18 protein-coding genes and 2 pseudogenes are annotated in these 18,483 nt (G+C 72.2%); 12 read left to right on the plus strand and 8 right to left on the minus strand.

Translation table 11 applies throughout. From position 1 onward, the window contains the following. Window positions 1-8: 8 nt before the first annotated feature. The 3 genes from MILUP08_RS09850 to MILUP08_RS09860 form a co-directional block, all read right to left on the minus strand. Entirely contained in the window at window positions 9-2,402 is a 2,394-nt protein-coding gene (locus MILUP08_RS09850) for a phosphoketolase family protein (protein ID WP_007457147.1), read from the minus strand. Between the two features lie 67 nt (window positions 2,403-2,469). Beyond that, the gene (locus MILUP08_RS09855) at window positions 2,470-3,330 is read right to left on the minus strand and encodes a universal stress protein (protein WP_007457148.1); all 861 of its coding nucleotides are present in this window, start codon (window positions 3,328-3,330) and stop codon (window positions 2,470-2,472) included. 131 nt (window positions 3,331-3,461) lie between these two features. Then, window positions 3,462-4,265 carry a helix-turn-helix domain-containing protein gene (locus MILUP08_RS09860; RefSeq protein WP_007457150.1) on the minus strand — a complete coding sequence of 268 codons (804 nt, stop codon included), beginning with the start codon at window positions 4,263-4,265 and terminating at the stop codon, window positions 3,462-3,464. A gap of 109 nt (window positions 4,266-4,374) precedes the next feature. Between MILUP08_RS09860 and MILUP08_RS09865 the strand changes: the two genes are divergently transcribed. The 10 genes and pseudogenes from MILUP08_RS09865 (at window position 4,375) to MILUP08_RS09905 (ending at window position 12,388) form a co-directional block, all read left to right on the plus strand. Next, the gene (locus MILUP08_RS09865; RefSeq protein ID WP_039905724.1) at window positions 4,375-4,797 is read left to right on the plus strand and encodes a hypothetical protein; all 423 of its coding nucleotides are present in this window, start codon (window positions 4,375-4,377) and stop codon (window positions 4,795-4,797) included. 5 nt (window positions 4,798-4,802) lie between these two features. Next, complete coding sequence (locus MILUP08_RS09870) at window positions 4,803-5,834, plus strand: zinc-dependent alcohol dehydrogenase family protein (protein WP_202805207.1); 1,032 nt, start codon at window positions 4,803-4,805, stop codon at window positions 5,832-5,834. A gap of 94 nt (window positions 5,835-5,928) precedes the next feature. Continuing rightward, window positions 5,929-6,165: an HTH domain-containing protein gene (locus tag MILUP08_RS09875; protein ID WP_007457155.1), complete on the plus strand. Its 237-nt coding sequence runs from the start codon at window positions 5,929-5,931 to the stop codon at window positions 6,163-6,165. Continuing rightward, window positions 6,165-6,356 (plus strand): annotated as a pseudogene (locus MILUP08_RS37525) (Clp protease N-terminal domain-containing protein); the annotation flags it as partial. The gene MILUP08_RS09875 and the pseudogene MILUP08_RS37525, both read left to right, overlap by 1 nt. A 180-nt stretch (window positions 6,357-6,536) precedes the next feature. Beyond that, a pseudogene (locus MILUP08_RS37530) lies at window positions 6,537-6,743 on the plus strand (Clp protease N-terminal domain-containing protein); the annotation flags it as partial. Between the two features lie 93 nt (window positions 6,744-6,836). Further along, window positions 6,837-7,841 carry a diacylglycerol/lipid kinase family protein gene (locus MILUP08_RS09885; protein WP_039907577.1) on the plus strand — a complete coding sequence of 335 codons (1,005 nt, stop codon included), beginning with the start codon at window positions 6,837-6,839 and terminating at the stop codon, window positions 7,839-7,841. Beyond that, the gene (locus MILUP08_RS09890) at window positions 7,834-8,835 is read left to right on the plus strand and encodes a YihY/virulence factor BrkB family protein (RefSeq protein ID WP_007457160.1); all 1,002 of its coding nucleotides are present in this window, start codon (window positions 7,834-7,836) and stop codon (window positions 8,833-8,835) included. Before MILUP08_RS09885 ends, MILUP08_RS09890 begins: the two co-directional genes overlap by 8 nt. A 71-nt stretch (window positions 8,836-8,906) precedes the next feature. Next, entirely contained in the window at window positions 8,907-10,397 is a 1,491-nt protein-coding gene (locus MILUP08_RS09895; RefSeq protein ID WP_007457162.1) for a phosphatase PAP2 family protein, read from the plus strand. A gap of 8 nt (window positions 10,398-10,405) precedes the next feature. Further along, window positions 10,406-11,206 carry an endonuclease/exonuclease/phosphatase family protein gene (locus MILUP08_RS09900; protein WP_007457164.1) on the plus strand — a complete coding sequence of 267 codons (801 nt, stop codon included), beginning with the start codon at window positions 10,406-10,408 and terminating at the stop codon, window positions 11,204-11,206. A gap of 63 nt (window positions 11,207-11,269) precedes the next feature. Next, entirely contained in the window at window positions 11,270-12,388 is a 1,119-nt protein-coding gene (locus MILUP08_RS09905) for a hypothetical protein (protein WP_144056891.1), read from the plus strand. Between the two features lie 16 nt (window positions 12,389-12,404). Here the strand turns inward: MILUP08_RS09905 and MILUP08_RS37080 are convergent, their stop codons facing one another. From MILUP08_RS37080 to MILUP08_RS09915, 3 genes are read right to left on the minus strand one after another with little or no spacing between them, the layout of a single operon-like run. Beyond that, window positions 12,405-12,533 carry a hypothetical protein gene (locus MILUP08_RS37080; protein WP_007457169.1) on the minus strand — a complete coding sequence of 43 codons (129 nt, stop codon included), beginning with the start codon at window positions 12,531-12,533 and terminating at the stop codon, window positions 12,405-12,407. After that, window positions 12,530-13,363 carry an alpha/beta fold hydrolase gene (locus MILUP08_RS09910; protein ID WP_007457170.1) on the minus strand — a complete coding sequence of 278 codons (834 nt, stop codon included), beginning with the start codon at window positions 13,361-13,363 and terminating at the stop codon, window positions 12,530-12,532. The genes MILUP08_RS37080 and MILUP08_RS09910 overlap by 4 nt, the downstream gene beginning before the upstream one ends. Further along, entirely contained in the window at window positions 13,360-14,322 is a 963-nt protein-coding gene (locus tag MILUP08_RS09915) for a TIGR03557 family F420-dependent LLM class oxidoreductase (protein ID WP_007457172.1), read from the minus strand. Before MILUP08_RS09915 ends, MILUP08_RS09910 begins: the two co-directional genes overlap by 4 nt. 378 nt (window positions 14,323-14,700) lie before the next feature. On the opposite strand from MILUP08_RS09915, the gene MILUP08_RS09920 reads away from it, so the two are divergent. Further along, entirely contained in the window at window positions 14,701-16,122 is a 1,422-nt protein-coding gene (locus MILUP08_RS09920; protein WP_007457174.1) for a cellulase family glycosylhydrolase, read from the plus strand. Between the two features lie 66 nt (window positions 16,123-16,188). Here MILUP08_RS09920 and MILUP08_RS09925 read toward each other — a convergent pair whose 3' ends face one another. Then, a complete protein-coding gene (locus MILUP08_RS09925) occupies window positions 16,189-16,509 on the minus strand; it encodes a DMT family transporter (protein ID WP_007457176.1) in 321 nt (106 codons plus the stop codon). 198 nt (window positions 16,510-16,707) lie between these two features. Here MILUP08_RS09925 and MILUP08_RS09930 point away from each other — a divergent pair, with 198 nt between their 5' ends. Further along, a complete protein-coding gene (locus tag MILUP08_RS09930) occupies window positions 16,708-16,899 on the plus strand; it encodes a hypothetical protein (protein WP_039907580.1) in 192 nt (63 codons plus the stop codon). Between the two features lie 285 nt (window positions 16,900-17,184). On the opposite strand, the gene MILUP08_RS09935 is transcribed toward MILUP08_RS09930, so the two are convergent. Continuing rightward, complete coding sequence (locus MILUP08_RS09935) at window positions 17,185-18,483, minus strand: RNA polymerase sigma factor (RefSeq protein ID WP_051065684.1); 1,299 nt, start codon at window positions 18,481-18,483, stop codon at window positions 17,185-17,187.

Here is an 18,483-nt window from a genome sequence, read left to right on the forward strand (position 1 = left end):
CGTCCTCCTCAGGGGTTGGTCGGGTCGGTCTCGCGGACCCAGCGCCACTCGGCGACCCGGGGATCGTCCTCGCCGTGCTCACGGGTGTAGTCGCGGGCGGCCTGGCGGGCGTCGACCATCTGCTGACGCAGGTGCGCGGCGCGGGCGCCCAGGCCGGGCACCCGGTCGATGACGTCGATGACCAGGTGGAACCGGTCCAGGTCGTTGAGCATCACCATGTCGAACGGGGTGGTGGTGGTGCCCTCCTCCTTGTAGCCGCGCACGTGCAGGTTGTCATGGTTGGAGCGGCGGTAGGTCAGACGGTGGATCAGCCACGGGTAGCCGTGGTAGGCGAAGATGACCGGCCGGTCCGCGGTGAAGATGGTGTCGAACTCCTTGTCCGGCAGGCCGTGCGGGTGTTCGGTGTCCGGCTGCAGACGCATCAGGTCGACCACGTTGACCAGCCGCACCTTTAGCTCCGGCAGGTGTTCGCGCAGCAGCTCGGTGGCGGCCAGCGTCTCCAGGGTGGGCACGTCACCGCAGCAGGCCAGGACGACGTCCGGCTCGCTGCCGCCGTCGCTGCTGGCCCACTCCCAGATGCCCAGCCCACGGCGGGTGTGCTGGATCGCCTCGGTCATCGTCAGCCAGTTCGGCGCCGGCTGCTTCCCGGCCACCACCACGTTGATGTAGTGCCGGCTGCGCAGACAGTGGTCCATGGTGGAAAGCAGGGTGTTGGCGTCCGGCGGCAGGTAGACCCGCACCACCTCGGCCTTCTTGTTGACCACGTGGTCGATGAAGCCCGGGTCCTGGTGCGAGAAGCCGTTGTGGTCCTGCCGCCACACGTGGCTGGACAGCAGGTAGTTCAGTGCGGCGAGCGGCTGCCGCCAGGGGATCGCCCGGGTCACCTTCAGCCACTTGGCGTGCTGGTTGAGCATCGAGTCGACGATGTGGATGAACGCCTCGTAGCTGGTGAACACGCCGTGCCTGCCGGTCAGCAGGTAACCCTCCAGCCAGCCCTGGCACAGGTGCTCGGAGAGCACCTCCATGACCCGGCCGTCGGGGGAGAGGTGGTCGTCGCCGGGGACCGTGGCGCCCATCCAGGCCCGGTCGGTCACCTCGAAGGCGGCGCCCAACCGGTTGGACGCGACCTCGTCCGGGCCGAACAGCCGGAACGACTGCGGGTTGGCGGCGATCACGTCGCGGATCCACGGGCCGAGCACCCCGGTCGCGCCGGCCATCGGCTGACCCGGCTCCCGGACGTCCACGCCGTAGTCGCGGAAGTCGGGCAGGGTCAGGTCGCGCAGGACCACGCCGCCGTTGGTGACCGGGTTGGCGCTCATCCGTCGGTCGCCGTGCGGCGGCAGCGTCCGCAGTTCGTCGACCGGAGCCCCGGTGGCGTCGAACAGCTCCTCCGGCCGGTAGCTGCGCAGCCAGTGCTCCAGCTCGGCCAGGTGCGCGGGGTTGTCGCGCACGCCCGACAGGGGCACCTGGTGAGCGCGGTACGTGCCCTCCACCTGGGTGCCGTCGACCTCGCGGGGGCCCGTCCAGCCCTTCGGCGTGCGCAGCACGATCATCGGCCAGCGGGGGCGCTCGACGACACCGCCGGAACGGGCCCGCCGCTGGATCTCGGCGATCTCGTCAAGCGCCCGGTCCATCGTGGCGGCGAGCGTGCGGTGCACCGTGGCCGGGTCGTCGCCGGACACCACGTACGGCTGGTAGCCGGAGCCCCGCAGGATGCCGAGCAGGTCCTCCTCGGGGATCCGGGACAACACGGTCGGGTTGGCGATCTTGTAGCCGTTGAGGTGCAGGATGGGCAGCACCGCACCGTCACGGGCCGGATTGAGGAAGACGGTGGAGAGCCAGCTACCGGCCAGCGGTCCGGTCTCCGCCTCGCCGTCGCCGACCACGCAGGCCACCACGAGGTCCGGATGGTCGAACGCGGCGCCGTAGGCGTGGCTCAGGGCGTACCCCAGCTCGCCGCCCTCGTGGATCGAGCCCGGCACGTCCGCCGCGACGTGGCTGGGGATGCCGCCGGGGAAGGAGAACTGTCGGAACAGCCGGGCCATCCCCGCCTCGTCGCGGGCCACGTCGTGGTAGCGCTCCGACCAGGTGCCCTCCAGCCACGTGTTGGCCACGATGGCCGGGCCGCCGTGCCCCGGCCCGGTGACCAGCATGGCGTTCAGATCGCGGGCGACGATCACCCGGTTGAGGTGGGCGTAGATCAGGTTGAGCCCGGGGCTGGTGCCCCAGTGCCCGAGCAGCCGGGGCTTGATGTCGTCGCGGGTCAGCGGCTCGCGCAGCAGGGGGTTGCCCAGCAGGTAGATCTGCCCGACGGTGAGGTAGTTCGCGGCACGCCAGTAGGCGTCCAGCCGGCGCAGCTCGTCGTCGGTGAGTGCGCGGTGCACGTCGAGAGCGGTGTCCATGATGCTGCCTCTCGCGGGTAGCGGGTGGGTGTCCGGCGTCCAGCCTCGCCGCTGCCGACGTGGCGGGTCAGGGTCGTTGGTCCCGGGCCGGGCGGGCGTCGGGCCCGGTGAGCGGCATTTCGGCCAGGCCGCGTACGACGACCACGGGGGCGGGGGAGTGGTAGAGCAGGGACTGGGCGACCGCGCCGAGCATGGCTCGTCCCGGTTCGTCGCCCCGGGCGGCCACCACCGCCAGTTGGGCCGACCGGGACGTGTCGACGAGCACCTCCCCGGGGTCGCCGCGGACGACCCGGCACTCGGTGGGCACCCCGGTGTGCCGGTCGGCGTGGCGGGCCAGGGCCTCGCTGAGCTGTTCGGCGACCGCGTCGGTGTCCTCGTCGCTCTCCACCACCCGTAGTGCCACGAGGCGGGCGTCACGCCGGAAGGCGCACTCCACGGCCCAGCGCAGGGCGAGATGGGAGCTGGGTGAGCCGTCCACCCCGACCAGGACCGGGCCCTGCGGCGGCGGTTCGCGGCGGACCACCAGCAGCGGGCAGTCGGCTCGCGCGGCCAACTGCACGGCGGGCGTCTCGGCCGGGACGCACTGGCCGCTGCCGGCCATTCCGCTGTCGCCGACCGCCAGCAGGAAGGCCGTCTCGGACCTGCGGATGAGGGTGGGCAGCAGGCCGCTCTCGACGATCTCGGCGCGTACGGTCAGACCGGGTTCGACCTGGTGGGCGAGCTGGGCGGCCCGGGTGATCAGGTCCTCGGCCTGGTCCCGGGGCGCGGCGACGGTCTCCGCCGCGAAGGCCGCGTGCCAGTCGAAGGTGTGCACCACGTGCAGGGGTCGGCCGTGCCCGGCGGCCTCCTGCGCGGCCTGCTCGACGACCGGAAGGTCAGCGTCCGAGCCGAGGCCGACAAGCACCTCCGCGTCGGCGGATACCGCCATCCGATATCACCTCCCGGGCGTCGCGCCCGGCACGACCGCGCTGTCTCCTGACCGAGGGTAGTCGGGTGAGCACGGTGGCGGTGTGGGTTCTCGGCGAAGTTGATCCGGGGCGGCGGACCGATCAGCGATGTTCACCAGGTGACGAGTTCGGCCAGTGCGGCCCCGGTGGTGTCGTCGGCCGGGAGGAATGCTTCCAGTCGCAGTTCGGCGATGGTGACGTCGGTGGCGGTGCCGAAGCGGGTGAGTGTGGTGATGAGCCGCAGTTCCCGATTGTCAGTGCCGCTCGCGCGCAGGTGCAGCGGCACCGCGAAGCCGAGGTGGTGTGGCGGGAGTTGCCGTGGCCGCGGGGGCACCAGGTCGACGAGTTCCTCGGCGAGGCGCTCGAGCCGATCGCTCGGGTTGCGGACACTCTCGGTGCGGACGCTGTCGATGATGTGCCACGCCCATTCGTCGAGGTTGACGATGCGGGGTGCGAGACCGCGGGGGTGCAGCAGGACTCGGGGGACACTCACGGGTGGGGTGAGCAGGTGCGGGTCCACTCCGCGGGTGATCATGTCGAAGCCGGCGTTCGCGGAGACGAGGTCGCCGTGCCGGTCGACGATCACGGCCGGGTACGGCAGGTGGCCGCGCAGGACGCGTTCGAGGGCGGTTCGGACCGGTGCCAGTTGCGGGTCGTCCAGTTCGCGCTGTGGGTACGCGGGCGCGAATCCGGCGGCGAGGAGCAGTTCGTTGCGTTCGCGGATCGGCACCTCCAACGATTCGGCCAGCCGTATGACCATCGCCCGGCCGGGGGTGGAGCGTCCGCTCTCGATGAAGCTGAGGTGCCGTTGCGTGGTGCCGGCCCGTACCGCGAGTTCGAGTTGGCTGACACGTCGTCGGGTGCGCCACGTGCGCAACGCGGCCGGGAGTCCGCCGTCAGCGGATCCGGTGATCATTGTTCCTGTCTACCGGGTGCCGCGCCGATTGGCGATTCCCTCCGGGGAATTGTCGCGGCGCGTCCGGCGCAGAACAGTCGTGACGGTCATCCACGACCGAAGGATCAGCATGACCGGCATCGATCTGAAGAACCTCACCGACCGCTACGTCGCGGTATGGAGCGAATCCGACCCGGCACATCGCCGTGCCGCCGTTCGAGAACTCTGGTCCACCGACGGGGTTCATGTCCTGCAGCCGCCCCGGGAGATGCGACAGGCCGCCGAGGGCCTGGGGTTCGATCGTCTCGTCCTGGAGGCGCGCGGGCATGACGAGCTGGAGGCGCGGGTGACGCGCGCGTACGAGACGTTCATCGCCCCGGGCACCTTCGTCTTCCGCTCCCTCGGGAGTGCCGAGCGGCTCCACGACGTGGTCAAGTTTCGCTGGGAGATGGTGCCGCGCGACGGTGGCGACGTGGCCGGTGTCGGGCTGGAGATCCTCGTGCTCGGCGCGGACGGGCGCATCGTCAGCGACTACCAGTTCATCGAGGGATGACCGCGATGACTGCGCTGCTCCCCTTGTCCGTGCGCAGCTACCACGTCGACAGCGGCGACGGCATCGATGGCCTGAGACTGCGTACCCACGAACCGCGAACGCCAGGTGCCGGGGAGGTCGCGGTCGCGGTCCACGCCGTCTCGCTCAGCTTCCGCGATCTGCTGGTGCTGCGGGGGGAGTACGTGCTGCCGGTCAAGCCGGACGTCATCCCCGTCTCCGACGGAGCCGGGCAGGTCGTCGCCGTGGGGCCAGGTGTCCGACGGGTGCGACCGGGCGACCGGGTCACCGCCGCGCTGTTCCCGCACTGGCTGGACGGCCCCCTGGAACCGTCCTGCCTGCCGCAACTGGGAGGCTCCCTCGACGGCATGCTCACCGAACTCGCCGTCCTGCCGGAGCAAGCCCTCGTCCCGGTCCCCGAACACCTCTCCTACGCCGAAGCCGCGACGCTGCCTTGCGCTGCGGTCACCGCGTGGAACGCGCTGACCGGGGACGGACCCGGGATTCAGCCCGGGCAGACGGTGCTGACCACCGGCTCGGGCGGCGTCTCACTGTTCGCGCTGCAGCTGGCCAGACTTCTCGGCGCGAGAGTGATCGCCACGACCGGCCAGGCGGAGAAGATGCCGCTCCTTCGCGGCCTGGGCGCTGACGAGGTCGTCAACTATCGCGCCGTTCCCGACTGGCACATTGCGGTCCGCGACCTCACCGACGGGCGAGGGGTCGACCGGGTCGTCGACACTGCCGGAACGCTGGAGCAGTCACTGAAGTCGCTTGCCATCAATGGGCATCTCGCGTTCGTGGGGTCCCTCTCGGGTGACTGGCCACCACTTGATCCGCGCCTGCTGTTCGGTGTCGCCGCGACGGTCCGGGCGCTGGCAGTCGGAAGTCACGCCCAGTTCACCGAGCTGAACGAGATCATCACCGCGCACCAGCTTCGGCCCGTCACCGACCGAACGTTCCCGTTCGAGGAAGCCGGCGCGGCGTTCCGGTACTACAAGTCGGCCAGCCCATTCGGAAAGGTCATCATCGAAATGCGGTAACCGGTGTCTGTGGCGAGGGAGCCCGCGACAAACATTCGGCCATTTCTCGTCAACCAGGGTTGACACCGCACGGCTGTCAACGTATGTTGACGACATGAGTCAGGCGACGGAACTCGCGGCGGCAGCCGGCAGCACCGACCCCCGGGTCGGGCTGCGCGCCGTCCGCGCGCTGCGCCGGCTGCTCGAGCGACTCGAGGTGGTCCAGGTGGACAACGCCCGACGACAGGGCTGGTCCTGGCAGGAGATCGCCGACGCGCTCGAGGTCAGCCGGCAGGCGGTGCACAAGAAACACGCTGGGCGACCGGCGGTCAACTCATCCTGGGAGGCGTGATGTTCGAACGGTTCACCGACCGGGCGCGCGGCGTGGTCCGGCAGGCGCTGGAGGAGGCGCGGGCCGAGGGCCAGCGGCCGGTCGGCACCGAGCACCTGCTGCTCGCCCTCCTCGCCGACGAGGCCGGCCTGGCCAGCCGGGTGCTGACCGACGCCGGGCTGCGCGCCGACGACGTACGCGAGCGGATCCGGCGGCACACCAGCGCCGGAGGCGCCGGCCTCGGCGACGCGGACGCGGCGGCGCTGCGCGAGATCGGCATCGACCTGGCCGCCATCGTGGCCCGCATCGAGGAGTCCTTCGGCCCCGATGCGCTGCGCGAGGCCGTGCCGGCGCCGCGCAGCCGCTGGAGGCGTCGCCGCTACCTGGGCGGGCCGTTCTCGCCCCGGTCGAAGAAGGCGCTGGAGCTGTCGCTACGGGAGGCGCTGCGGCTGCGCCACAAGCACATCGGCACCGAGCACATCCTGCTCGGGGTGCTGCGTGAGGGCCACGGGCTGGGCGCGCTGGTGCTCACCGAAGCGGGGGTCGACCTCGACGATCTGCGCCGACGGGTGGAGGCCGCGCTGCGCACCGCGGCGTGACGGGCACGTACGCGTTGAAACCTGTCTGTGGCACTTCCGACGCCGGCCGCCCACCGGGTCGCTGAAGGCGGCCCGGTGCTGCACACTGGCGCCGTGGATGCTGGACAGGACAGGCGCCCCTCAGGTGGCGACGGCGGGCTGCGCTCCGCCGTGGTGGTCAACCCGGCGAAGGTCGACGATCTCGACGAGCTGCGCCGCACCGTGAACGACGCTCTGACCGCCGCCGGCTGGCCCGAGCCGCAGTGGTTCGAGACCACCGTCGACGACCCGGGCCGGGGCCAGACCGAGCAGGCCGTGAAGGCCGGCGTCGACCTGGTCTTCGCCTGCGGCGGCGACGGCACCGTGATGTCCTGCGTCAGCGGGCTCGTCGGCACCGACGTGGCCCTCGCTGTGCTGCCGCAGGGCACCGGCAACCTGCTCGCCGCCAACCTCGGCCTCTCCACCGACCTCGCGGCGGGGCTCCAGGTCGCCGTCGAACGCGGTCGGCGGTTGCTCGACGTCGGCGCGGTGGAGGGCCAGTACTTCACCGTCATGGCCGGCATGGGCTTCGACGCCAAGATGCTCGAAGCCACAAACGAGACCACCAAGGCCCGTATCGGCTGGCCGGCGTACGTCGTGGGCGCTGCCCGGCACCTGCGGGACCGGCCGATGCGGGTGCAGATCCGCATCGACGACCGCCCGCCGGTGCGCCGCCGGGCCCGCTCCGTGCTGATCGCCAACGTCGGCCGGCTCCAGGGCGGGGTCCGCCTGCTCACCGAGGCCGAGCCGGACGACGGTTGGCTCGACGTCGCCGTGCTCACCCCGCGCAACCTGCGGCACTGGCTCGCGCTCGGCTGGGCGGTGGTCCGCCGCAGCGGCCAGGTGCCGCAGATGGAGGTCTTCCGCGGCCGCCGTGTGGTGGTCACCAGCAACCGCGCCCAGCCCCGGGAACTGGACGGCGACCTCATCGCGCCGAGTCGGCGGCTGCAGGCCGAGATCCGGCCCGAGGCGCTCTGGCTCTGCGTCCCGCAGCCCGAGGACGCCCCCGACCTGGCCGTCGACGCGCAGGGCGCCGGGGAGCGGGGCGAGCAGCTGATCGAGGAAGCGCGTCGTGAGTAGCACCCGGATCGTGCCGGAGACCCGGCTGATGGCCAACGAGGAGCTGTCCGCCGACGACGCCTGGCACACACTGCGCCGCAAGGGCGGCTGGCACCTGCTGCGCGACGCGTTCATCCGGTTCCGCTACGGCGACGGGTTCAGCCACTCCCGCGCCTTCGCGTTGCAGCTCTGCCTCGCCGTGGTGCCGTTCCTGATCGCCCTCACCGGTCTGATCAGCGAGCTCGGTGTCGAAGAGGGCGGCCAGGTGGTGGCCGACACCGTGCTGGCGCTCACCCCGGGCCAGAGCGCGCAGGTGGTCGGCGAGCTGCTCGGCGAGGGCGAACGCGTCGAGGACGCCGGTGAGCTGGCGCTCACCCTCGGTCTGCTCACCGGGCTGGTCGCGCTGACCACCACGATGGCCCAGATCGAGCGGGGCGCCAACCGCATCTACGGGGTCGAACGGGACCGCCCGGCCCTGCAGAAATACCTGCGGGCGGCCATCCTGGCCGTCACCGCCGGCCTGCCCGCCCTGGCCGGCTTCCTGATCCTCGTCGGCGGCGGGGCGGTGGGCGACTCGGTCCGACGGCACTACGAGTGGGGCGACGTCGCCAACGGCATCTGGGACGTGGTCCGCTTCCCGCTGAGCCTCGGGCTGACAGTGCTCGCCGTGGCCGTGCTGTTCCGGCACGCGCCGCGCCGAAACCAACCCGGTCTGTCCTGGCTGTTCTTCGGCGCGGGCATCGCCACGGCCCTGTGGTGGCTGGCCAGCCTGCTGCTCGCCGCGTACGTGCGGTTCAGCGACGGCTTCGGTCAGACCTACGGCGCGCTCACCGGCATGATGGCGCTGCTGCTCTGGGCCAACCTGACCGGCATGGCGCTCTTCGGCGGGCTGGCCTTCGCCGCCCAGTTGGAGGCGCTGCGCATCGGTGTGGAGGAGCCGGCGCAGCCCGACCTGTGGGAGCCCGAGACCGACCGCGCCGAGCTCGTCGACACCGGGGACATGACGGCGCTCTGAAAGGCGCCCGGGTGTACGCCTGACCCGGATCGGGTACAGCGCCTCGCCAGGTACAACAAGGGAGGTGCGGGGTGACCGCGGTCAAAGAGGTGGCTCGGCGTCCGATCGGTCACTTCGCCGAACGGAGCATCGCCGGCCTGGCGGCCGTCACCGGCGCCGGCGTGGCCTTCGGGCTGTTGCTGTTGCTCGTGCGAATGCGGTGGAGCCCGTTGCAGGACGCCGACCACGCGGTCGCCGAGTGGTTCAACTCGCTCGTCGCCCCGCACCACCCGCTGGTCACCGTGCTTCAGGCGGTCACCGACCTGGGCGGCCGGCCGATCCTCATCTGGCTGGTCACCATCGCGGTGGTCGGGCTGCTGATCCGACGGCAGCCCCGGCTGGCCGTCTACCTGATCATCACCGGGGTCGGTGGGCTGATCCTCGACCCGTCGCTCAAGACCCTCGTCGGCCGGCTCCGCCCGGTGGTGGACATCCCGGTCGCCAGCGCACCGGGCAACAGCTTCCCGAGCGGGCACGCGCTCGGCTCGTTCGTCGCGTACGGGGCGCTGCTGCTGGTGTTCCTGCCGGCGATGGCGCCGCGCTGGCGCAAGCCCGCGATCGTCGGCGTCGCTGTGCTGGTGGCTCTGGTCGGGTTGACCCGGATCGCGCTGGGCGTGCACTTCGTCTCCGACGTGCTGGCCGGCTGGCTGCTCGGCGCCGCGTGGCTGGGCGTGACCGCGTACGCCTTCCGGCTGTGGCGGCGCGAGCGCGGCCGGCCGGTGCCGCCGCTGAGCGAGGGGCTGGAGCCGGAGGCCGGGCACGACATCGCCCCCGCCCCGGCCGAGGAGCACGTGCTGGCGCACCCCCGCTCGGCGGTGGCCGAGCTGCTTGTCGGCTGGGTGCTGGTGTTCGGTGCGCTGTACGGCTTCGGCACGTACGTCAGCTACTACGCCAAGGGCACCTTCTTCGACACCCTGGACACCGAGGTCCCGCGCTGGTTCGCCGCCCGGCACACCGACGCGCTGACCGACGTGAGCTGGTGGTGGAGCAAGTTCGGCGACACCCACGCGATCCTGCTCATCTCGCTGGTGTTCTGCCCGCTGGTGCTCGCGGTGTGGCGGCGGTGGCGGCCCGTGCTGTTCGTGGCGCTGGCGATGGTGGGTGAGCTGACCCTCTTCCTCGCCTCGGCGCGGGCCGTCGAAAGGCCACGGCCGCCGGTGGAGAACCTGGACGGGCAGATGCCCACCTCCTCCTTCCCGTCCGGGCACATCGCGGCGACGATCTGCGTCTGGCTGGCGATCACCCTCATCGTGTTCCCGCGTACCGACCGCTGGTGGCGGTGGATCTTCGTGGCGCTGGCCGTGATCATGCCGGCCGGGGTGGCCACCTCGCGGATGTACCGGGGGATGCACCACCCGACCGACTTCATGGGCGCGATCCTGCTCTCCGCCCTCTGGATCGGGCTGCTCTACCTCGTGATCCGCCCGAACGCCGACCTGTTGGAGGGCAACCAGCCGGCCATCGAGTCGGAGGACGTGGACACCCTCGACGACGAGCTGGCGCGCGCCGGCCGAGCCGACTGAGCGCCGCCGTGCGGGTGCTGACCTGGAACATCCGCACCGGCGGCCGGGACCGCGGTGGCGCCGACCGGCTGGAGCAGGTGGTCCAGGTCGTCGACCAGCAGGCGCCGGACGTGTTGGCGTTGCAGGAGCTGCGCGGCTTCGACTCCGACGGGCTGATGGCCGACGTGGCGGGCCGGGTGGGGATGACGTCCCACCTGGCCCGGTCCTGCTTCGGGCAGCCGGTGGCGGTGCTGGTCCGGCCGCCGTACCAGGTTCTCGACGCGGGGGCGTTGCGTCGGCCGTTCCACCACGCCGCCGCCCGCGTCGTGGTGTCCACCTCGGCCGGCCCGCTCACCGTGCTCGCCGCCCACCTCTACCCGTACTCCGGGGGACGCCGGCGGATGGAGGTCGACTGGCTGGTGGCGGCGATCCGCCGCGCCCCGGGGTCGCTGACGCTGCTCGCCGGCGACCTCAACTCGCTCGACCCGACTGTCGACCACACCGAGCGGCTGGCCGGCATGCCGGCCCTCTACCGGCGACGACACCTGCGCCGGGGCGGTCGCGGCGTGGACACCCGGGCGATCGCGCGCCTGCTCGCCGCCGACCTCGTCGACCTGTGGCAGTCGTCCAACATGGGAGTGCCGGAGGCCGAGGGTCTCAGCGTGCCCACCCGGTTCGGCGGTGCCGAGTTCGCCGGCATGCGACTGGACTACCTGTTCGGCACCCGCGCGGTGGCCGAGCGGGTGCGTGGCTGCCGGGTGATTCGCGGCGGGGCCGCGGACACCGCCTCCGACCACTATCCGCTGCTCACCACACTCGACCTGAGCTGACGCCGCCAGGCGCGGCGCTGCCGACCACCACGGCGCTGGCACGGCCCGGTTACCGTGCCCACCGTGACCGACCGCCCCACCGTTCGCGCGCCGCTGCCCGCGCCGCGACCCGAGCACCCGATCGCGCCGACCGTGACGCGTCCGGTCCGCGACCCGTCGGCCCCGCACACGGCGGAGCCGGCCGCCGTCGCGCTCCCGCTGGTCGCGGCCGTCGCGCGGGGTGTGGCGCTGGTCGTGGTGCTGCCGGTACGCCTGCTCTGGGAGCTGATCGCGGCTGCCGGCCGGCTCGTCTACCGGAATCTGCTCAGCCCCGCCGGCCGGTTCCTGCGCCGCTGGCTGCTGTCCCCGCTGGCCTGGGCGCTGCACCGACTCCTCTGGCTCCCGCTGGTCTGGGGCGCCCGCAACCTGCTCTGGCTCCCGCTGCGGTGGGCGGCCCGCACTCTCGTCTGGCTCCCGCTGGTCTGGCTGGGGCGAGGGCTCGCCTGGGTCGCCGACAACCTGATCTGGCGCCCGCTGGTCTGGCTGGCATACGCGGTGGCCTGGGCGGCCCGCACGCTGGTCTGGGTGCCGCTGGTCTGGCTCGGTGGGGTACTGGCCGCAGTGGGATCGGCGGTGGGGCGGGCGGTCCGGTGGCTGCTCTGGACGCCACTGGTCTGGTTGGCCCGGGTGGTGCTCCGTCCGCCTCTGGTCGGGTTGGGCCGCGTCCTGGTCTGGCTCGTCGATCACCTGCTGGTGCGGCCGGCGCGGTGGCTGGGCGCGGCACTTCAGCCCGCTGGCCGGCTGGTGTGGCGCGGTGTCGGCATGCTCGCCGGGGCGCTCGGCGTCGCTCTCGTCGGGCTGGTCCGAGGCATCTGGTGGGTCGTCGTGCGGGTCGGCCGGCTGGTCGTCGCCGCGCTTGTCGGCGCCTGGCGGACGGCCGGCTGGCTGCTGCGGCTGCTCCACCGACTGGTGCTGCGCCCCCTCGGGCGAGGGCTGCGCTGGTTGTGGCGGCACACGGTCCGCCCGCTGGCGCGGGGTGTCGGCTGGGTCTGGTCGGCCACTGTCGTGCCTGTCGCACACGGCGTACGGGCGCTCTGGCGGGCCACCGTCCCACCGGCGGCACGATGGATCCGCCGTTCGGTGCTCGACCCGGCCCGGCTGGCCTCCCGAGAGGTGCTCGGCGCCCTGGGCCTGCGCCGCTGACCACGGCGCGGACGGCTCAGAGCACGACGTTGAGCAGGACGGTAAGCACCACCGAGGCGAGGATCGAGAAGAGGATCATCAGGAGGCAGCCGAGGCCGCCGCCGAGGGGCCGGATCTCCGTGTTGCCGAAGCGCATGAAAGTCACCTGTTCACGAGAGTAGGGGCGAGGAGCTGGCGGATCGCGTCGGCGACCGCCGTCGGGGCCGTGGTCACCACGTTGTGCGCGGCCCGGGGGACGACCGCCAGGCCGGCGTCCGGCACCAGCCGGGCCGCCTCGGTCCGCCACGCGCCCGGCACGACGGGGTCACGAGCGCCGGTGACGACAAGGGTCCGCGACGTGATCCGGATCAGGTCGGCCTCGATCGTGTTGTGGACCGAGTGCGACAACGTCGCCAGGACCCGCCAGGGCCGTGCGTTCCAGACGTCGCGGGCCAGGATCGGCGCCTGCAACGGCGACTCGCGCAGGACGTCCACCAGCCACCGGCCGAACTGGGCCCGTCGGGACCGGGCAGCCGGGTCGCTTGTCGGCCCGGCCAGCACCAGCGCGCGTACCGCCTCCGGGTGGTCGGCGGCGAGCGCGGCGGCCACCTCGGCGCCGAACGAGTGCCCGAGCAGGCAGACCGGCGGCAGGTCGTACGCGGCCAGCCAGGCGGCCAGGTGCGCGGCGTGCCGACGCACGTCGTACGCGCCGCGGGGGTGCGCGGTCAGGCCGAAGCCGGGCAGGTCCGGCACGTACACCTGATGGGTTTCGGCGAGCGCGACGGCCAGCGGGGTGAGGTAGCGGTGCGAGACCGCCAGGCCGTGCACAAGCACCACGGGTGGGGCGCCGGTGCCCGGGTCCGGGCCACGCCGGGTGTGGGTACGCAGCCCGTCGACCAGCCGCCACTCGCTGGTCAGGCCGGCGGCCGGCCGGGGCGCGGCCAGGGCGAGCCGCAGCTCGGCCGGCCCGAATCGACCGGCGGGCGTCAACCTCACAGCTGGCGCAGCCGGGGCAGCAGCTGCTCCTGTGCCCAGTCCAGGAACATCGGCTGGGTCTCGCCGCCGACCTGGACGATCGCCACGTGCGTGAAGCCGGCGTCGACGAACCTGCGGAACGCCTCGACGTGCGCGTCCACGTCCGGCCCGCAGGAGATGCCCTCGGCGACGTCCTCCTCCCGGACGAACTGGGTGGCGGCGGCGAAGGCATCCGGGTCGGGCAGGTCCGCGTTTACCTTCCAGCCCATGCCGAACCAGCGGAACTGGTCGTGCACGATCTTGCGGCACTCGGCCTCGTCCGGGCCGTAGCAGATGGCCACCTGCCCGTAGCGGGGCTGGCCGGCCCCGCCGGCGTCGTCGTACATCTCGATGATGTGCCGGTCGGGCTCGGTGGAGACGAGGCCGTTGCCGTACTCGGCGGCGAGGGTGGCGGACTGCCGGCCGGAGGCGGCGATGGCCATCGGCACCGGCCGCTCGGGGCGGTCCCAGACGTAGGCGTCGGGCACGTCGAAGTGGTTGCCGGAGAAGGTCAACGTCTCACCGTTGAGCAGCGGCCGGATGATCTGCAGCGCCTCCTCGAACATCTCGTGGCGCTGCTGCACGTGCGGCCAACCGCCGACGACGTGCTCGTTGAGGTTCTCACCGGCGCCCAGGCCGAGGGTGAACCGCCCGTCCGAGAGCGCCCCGATGGTGCTGGCCTTCTGCGCGACCACGGCCGGGTGGTAACGCCGGATCGGGCAGGTCACGAACGACATCAGCTCCGCGCGGGAGGTGGCGTGCGCGACCGCGCCGAGCACCGACCAGGCGTACGGGGCGTGGCCCTGGGCGTCGAGCCAGGGATAGTAGTGGTCAGAGATCACCAGTTGGTCGAAGCCGGCCGCCTCGGCCCGCACCGCGTGGTCCACCAGTTGCTTCGGACCGGCCTGCTCGCACATCAGGGTGTAGCCGACGCTCACCATCCGGGTATCTCCTTCTCGCCGACGGTTCGTCCCGAGATACCCAGGTCAGCAGCGGTCAACCCTCTCGTCCGGTTCGGACGGGCGATGCTTGACGGATCCCGGAGACCGGCCTACGGTCGTCTTAACCGGTTAAGACCTACGGTCTGGCGCACATCCTGTGGTGGGGATGACCGCCCCGTGACGGCCCGCGTACGCGCGGGCCGTTTCGGCTGTCCGCGCCCCCTGACCGGGCTACTGAACCGGTTGCTAGGGCTGACCCATCGCCCTACGCTGATGCGAGCGTCGCCGGGAGTCGGGCGGCGGCTGTCGGGCTGCAGCCGCCTTCCCCTGTCACGTCCCACCCCTGTCGGGCATCGGGGGTCCTCCCTGAGGAAGGCCATGAAGACTCGACTCTCCGCCGTAGGCGCGGCCCTGCTCGCGCTGCTCCTCGCCGTGCTGGCGTTCGGCCAACCGGCGCACGCCGCGGCCGGCTTCTCCGTCGCGGGCGGCAAGCTGTACGACGCCAACGGCGCCGAATTCGTCATGCGCGGGGTGAACCACGCCCACACCTGGTATCCGCAGCAGACCAGCTCGTTCGCCGACGTCAAGGCACTCGGTGCGAACACCGTGCGGGTGGTGCTGGCCAGCGGCGACCGGTGGACCCGCAACACCAACGCCGACGTCGCCAACGTCATCTCGCTGTGCAGGGCCAACCGGCTGATCTGTGTGCTGGAGGTGCACGACACCACCGGCTACGGCGAGCAGAGCGGCGCGATCACGCTGGACCGCGCCGTCGACTACTGGCTCAGCCTCGCCGACGTCCTCGCCGGCCAGGAGCGGTACGTCATCGTCAACATCGGCAACGAGCCGTACGGCAACCAGAACTACGGGTCGTGGGCCACCGACAACGCCAACGCGATCAAGCGGCTGCGCGCCGGTGGGCTGACCCACACCATCATGGTGGACGCCCCGAACTGGGGCCAGGACTGGTCCTTCACGATGCGGGACAACGCGTCGTCGGTCTTCGCCGCGGACCCGGCCCGCAACACGGTCTTCTCCATCCACATGTACGGCGTCTTCGACACCGCCGCCGAGATCACCGACTACCTGGGCCGTTTCCGGGCGGCCGGTCTGCCCATCGTGGTCGGTGAGTTCGGCTTCAACCACTCCGACGGAAACCCGGACGAGGACACGATCCTCGCGTACAGCCAGGCCAACGGGATCGGTTGGCTGGGCTGGTCGTGGAGTGGCAACGGGGGCGGCGTGGAGTACCTCGACATGGCCACCGCGTTCAACCCGGCCAACTTGACCACCTGGGGGCAGCGGATCTTCAACGGCGTCAACGGCATCCGGCAGACCGCCCGCGAGGCCAGCGTCTTCGGCGGCACCCCGCCGCCGACCACGCCTCCGCCCACGACGCCCCCGCCCACGACGCCTCCGCCCACGACGCCGCCGCCCACGACGCCGCCTCCGACGACGCCTCCGCCCACGACGCCTCCGCCTACCACGCCTCCGCCCGCCGGTGGCTGCACGGCGACGTACACGGTGCTCAACCAGTGGCAGGGCGGCTTCCAGGCCGAGGTACGGGTGACCGCCGGCGCGACGGCGATCGCCGGCTGGACCGCCCGGTGGACCCTCGCCAACGGCCAGAGCGTCACCCAGTCCTGGAACGCGACGGTGACCAGCAGCGGATCCACTGTCACCGCGCGCAACGTGGACCACAACGGGCGACTGGCGGCCGGCGCCGGCGCCAGCTTCGGCTTCCTCGGCGGCTGGACCGGCACCAACCCCACGCCGCAGGTGAGCTGCACGGCGAGCTGACCGACGCCGGGTGGCCGGGCCCGCACCGGGCCCGGCCACCGCGTCCGGCCACCGCGCCTGCTGCGGTCAGTGCTCCCCGGTCAGGTTCACGATGACCACCCCCGCGATGATCAGGGCGATGCCGGCGAGCTTGACCAGCCCGACCGACTCACCCAGGAACACCGCGCCGATCGCCACGATGGCAGCGGTCCCCAGACCCGACCAGAGGGCGTACGCGACACCGACAGGTATCTCCTTCACGGCCTGGGCCAGCAGGAGGAACGCCAGCGCGTACCCGGTGAGGCAGCCCAACGTCGGCCAGAGGCGGGTGAACCCGGCGGTGCTCTTGATCAGACTGGTCGCCAGAACCTCGGCAAGAATGGCGATCCCCAACAACACGTACGCCATACAGCTCCTCAATCCTCGCTGGTCGCTGGTCGCTGGTCGCTGGTCGCTGGTCGCTGGTCGCTGGTCGCTGGTCGCTGGTCGGATCGCCAGTGCCCAGGCTAGTGCCGGCCCCGGGGCCTCCGGGCGAGGCTCCGAAACCGGCCATGCAAGGCGGACCGGCCGCTGCCGCACCGTCCGCGCTCTAGCATCAGCGGCGTGATGGACCTCGACCGCAACGACTTCGCCGATGCCGTCTCCGCCCGCGCCGCCCAATGGAACAGCGCGGGCGTGCGATGGGAACTGCATTACGGACCCCTCCGCGACAAGTCAGCGGCCTGGATCGCCGCCGACCTCAATGCCTGCCTCGACGAACTCACTGACCGGCTGACCTCAACCCCTACCGGGACTTGACCAAGCCCGTGGGGACACCCCCCCCGGCTCCTGTCGTGCGCCCCTTTGGAGCTGATGCCGCAGACGAATCGGATGCGTCGGACCCCGACAGACGCGCGTTTCGTCTACGACAGACGCGCGATTCGTCTACGACATCAGCTCCATAGGCAGCCGACATACCTCTCCCCCCCCCCGAACGGGCCCGCTCGCCCGACCGAGCGAGCGGAGCGGGTACCCACGTCGGGTGGGCCGGGCCGAGCAGGACGTGACCACAGCGATAGCGGCGAGATCCGGTCTCGGCTCGAGTCACGACCGGCCGGGACGGTGCGGCAGCTCGGTGGAGGCGGGTCCGTCCGGTGGGCCGGAGGCGAGTCGGGCGGCTCGCATGGTGAGGTAGCGCTGTTCGGGGAGGCTGCTGGTACGCGCGGCGGCGACGCGGTAGTCCGTTATCGCCCGCTCCCGGTCGCCGGCCATCTCGTGCAGGTGCGCGCGGGCGGCAGCCAGTCGGTGGTGCCCCGCCAGTCGGGCATCGTCGCCCAGTGCGTCGAGAGCCGTGAGGCCGGCTGCCGGCCCGTGCACCATGGCGGTCGCCACGGCCCGGTTGAGGGCCACCACGGGGGTGCCGGCGAGTCGTTCCAGCACCTCGTACAGCGCCAGGATCTGCGGCCAGTCGGTCGCCTCGGTGCTCGGCGCCTCGTCGTGCAGGGCGGCGATGGCGGCCTGCACCTGGTACGGGCCGACCGGGCCGCGCGGCAGCGCCCGGGTGACAAGTGCGATGCCCTCGGCGATCGCCGCCGCGTCCCAGCGGCTGCGGTCCTGGTCGGCCAGGGAGATCAGCTCGCCGGAGGGGCCGGTCCGCGCCGGGCTGCGCGCCTCGGTGAGCAGCAGCAACGCCAGCAGCCCGGCGGTCTCGCTGTCGTCGGGCAGTCGGGTGTGCAGCGCGCGGGTCAGCCGGATCGCCTCGCCCGCGAGGTCGACGCGGCGCAGGGCCGGGCCGGCGGTGCTGGTGTGCCCCTCGGTGAAGATCAGGTAGAGCACCTGCCGGACGGCGGCCAGCCGCTCGGCCCGCTCGGCCTCCTCCGGCATCCGAAACGGCAGCCCGGACGTGCGGATGCGCTGCTTGGCCCGGCTGATCCGCTGGGCCATCGTCGCCTCGGGCACCAGGAACGCCCGCGCTATCTCGGCGGTGGTGAGCCCGCCGACCGCGCGCAGGGTCAACGCGACAGCCGACGCGGGGGCGAGCGCCGGGTGACAGCACAGAAAGAGCAGGACCAGGGCGTCGTCCCGCTCGGCGGTCAACTCCTCGTCCGCTGCCGGCGCGTACTGGCGGTCGTCGGGATCCCGGCGGGCGACCAGGTCCTCCCGGCGGCGGCGGGCCTGCTCGCCGCGGACCAGCTCGATCATCCGGCGGTAGCCGACCTGGATCAGCCATCCGCGCGGGTTGGCCGGCAACCCGTCGGCCGGCCACTGGGTGACGGCGGCGAGCAGCGCCTCCTGCACGGCGTCCTCGGCGGTGGCGAAGTCACCGAACCGGCGGGCGAGCACGCCGAGGACCTGCGGCGCCAACTCGCGCAGCAGGTCCTCGATGCGGGGATCGGTGGTCAG

It is taken from the genome of Micromonospora lupini str. Lupac 08 (assembly GCF_000297395.2).
Taxonomy (GTDB): Bacteria; Actinomycetota; Actinomycetes; order Mycobacteriales; family Micromonosporaceae; genus Micromonospora; species Micromonospora lupini.

Excerpts from the sequence above, each read along its gene's own strand:
- MILUP08_RS09915 (WP_007457172.1), bottom strand. The coding sequence starts at position 14,322 with ATGGTGAGCGTCGGCTACACCCTGATGTGCGAGCAGGCCGGTCCGAAG.
- MILUP08_RS09930 (WP_039907580.1), top strand. The coding sequence starts at position 16,708 with ATGGACCTCGACCGCAACGACTTCGCCGATGCCGTCTCCGCCCGCGCC.
- MILUP08_RS09850 (WP_007457147.1), bottom strand. The coding sequence starts at position 2,402 with ATGGACACCGCTCTCGACGTGCACCGCGCACTCACCGACGACGAGCTG.
- MILUP08_RS09855 (WP_007457148.1), bottom strand. The coding sequence starts at position 3,330 with ATGGCGGTATCCGCCGACGCGGAGGTGCTTGTCGGCCTCGGCTCGGAC.
- MILUP08_RS09875 (WP_007457155.1), top strand. The coding sequence starts at position 5,929 with ATGAGTCAGGCGACGGAACTCGCGGCGGCAGCCGGCAGCACCGACCCC.
- MILUP08_RS09920 (WP_007457174.1), top strand. The coding sequence starts at position 14,701 with ATGAAGACTCGACTCTCCGCCGTAGGCGCGGCCCTGCTCGCGCTGCTC.
- MILUP08_RS09870 (WP_202805207.1), top strand. The coding sequence starts at position 4,803 with ATGACTGCGCTGCTCCCCTTGTCCGTGCGCAGCTACCACGTCGACAGC.
- MILUP08_RS09860 (WP_007457150.1), bottom strand. The coding sequence starts at position 4,265 with ATGATCACCGGATCCGCTGACGGCGGACTCCCGGCCGCGTTGCGCACG.
- MILUP08_RS09865 (WP_039905724.1), top strand. The coding sequence starts at position 4,375 with ATGACCGGCATCGATCTGAAGAACCTCACCGACCGCTACGTCGCGGTA.
- MILUP08_RS09925 (WP_007457176.1), bottom strand. The coding sequence starts at position 16,509 with ATGGCGTACGTGTTGTTGGGGATCGCCATTCTTGCCGAGGTTCTGGCG.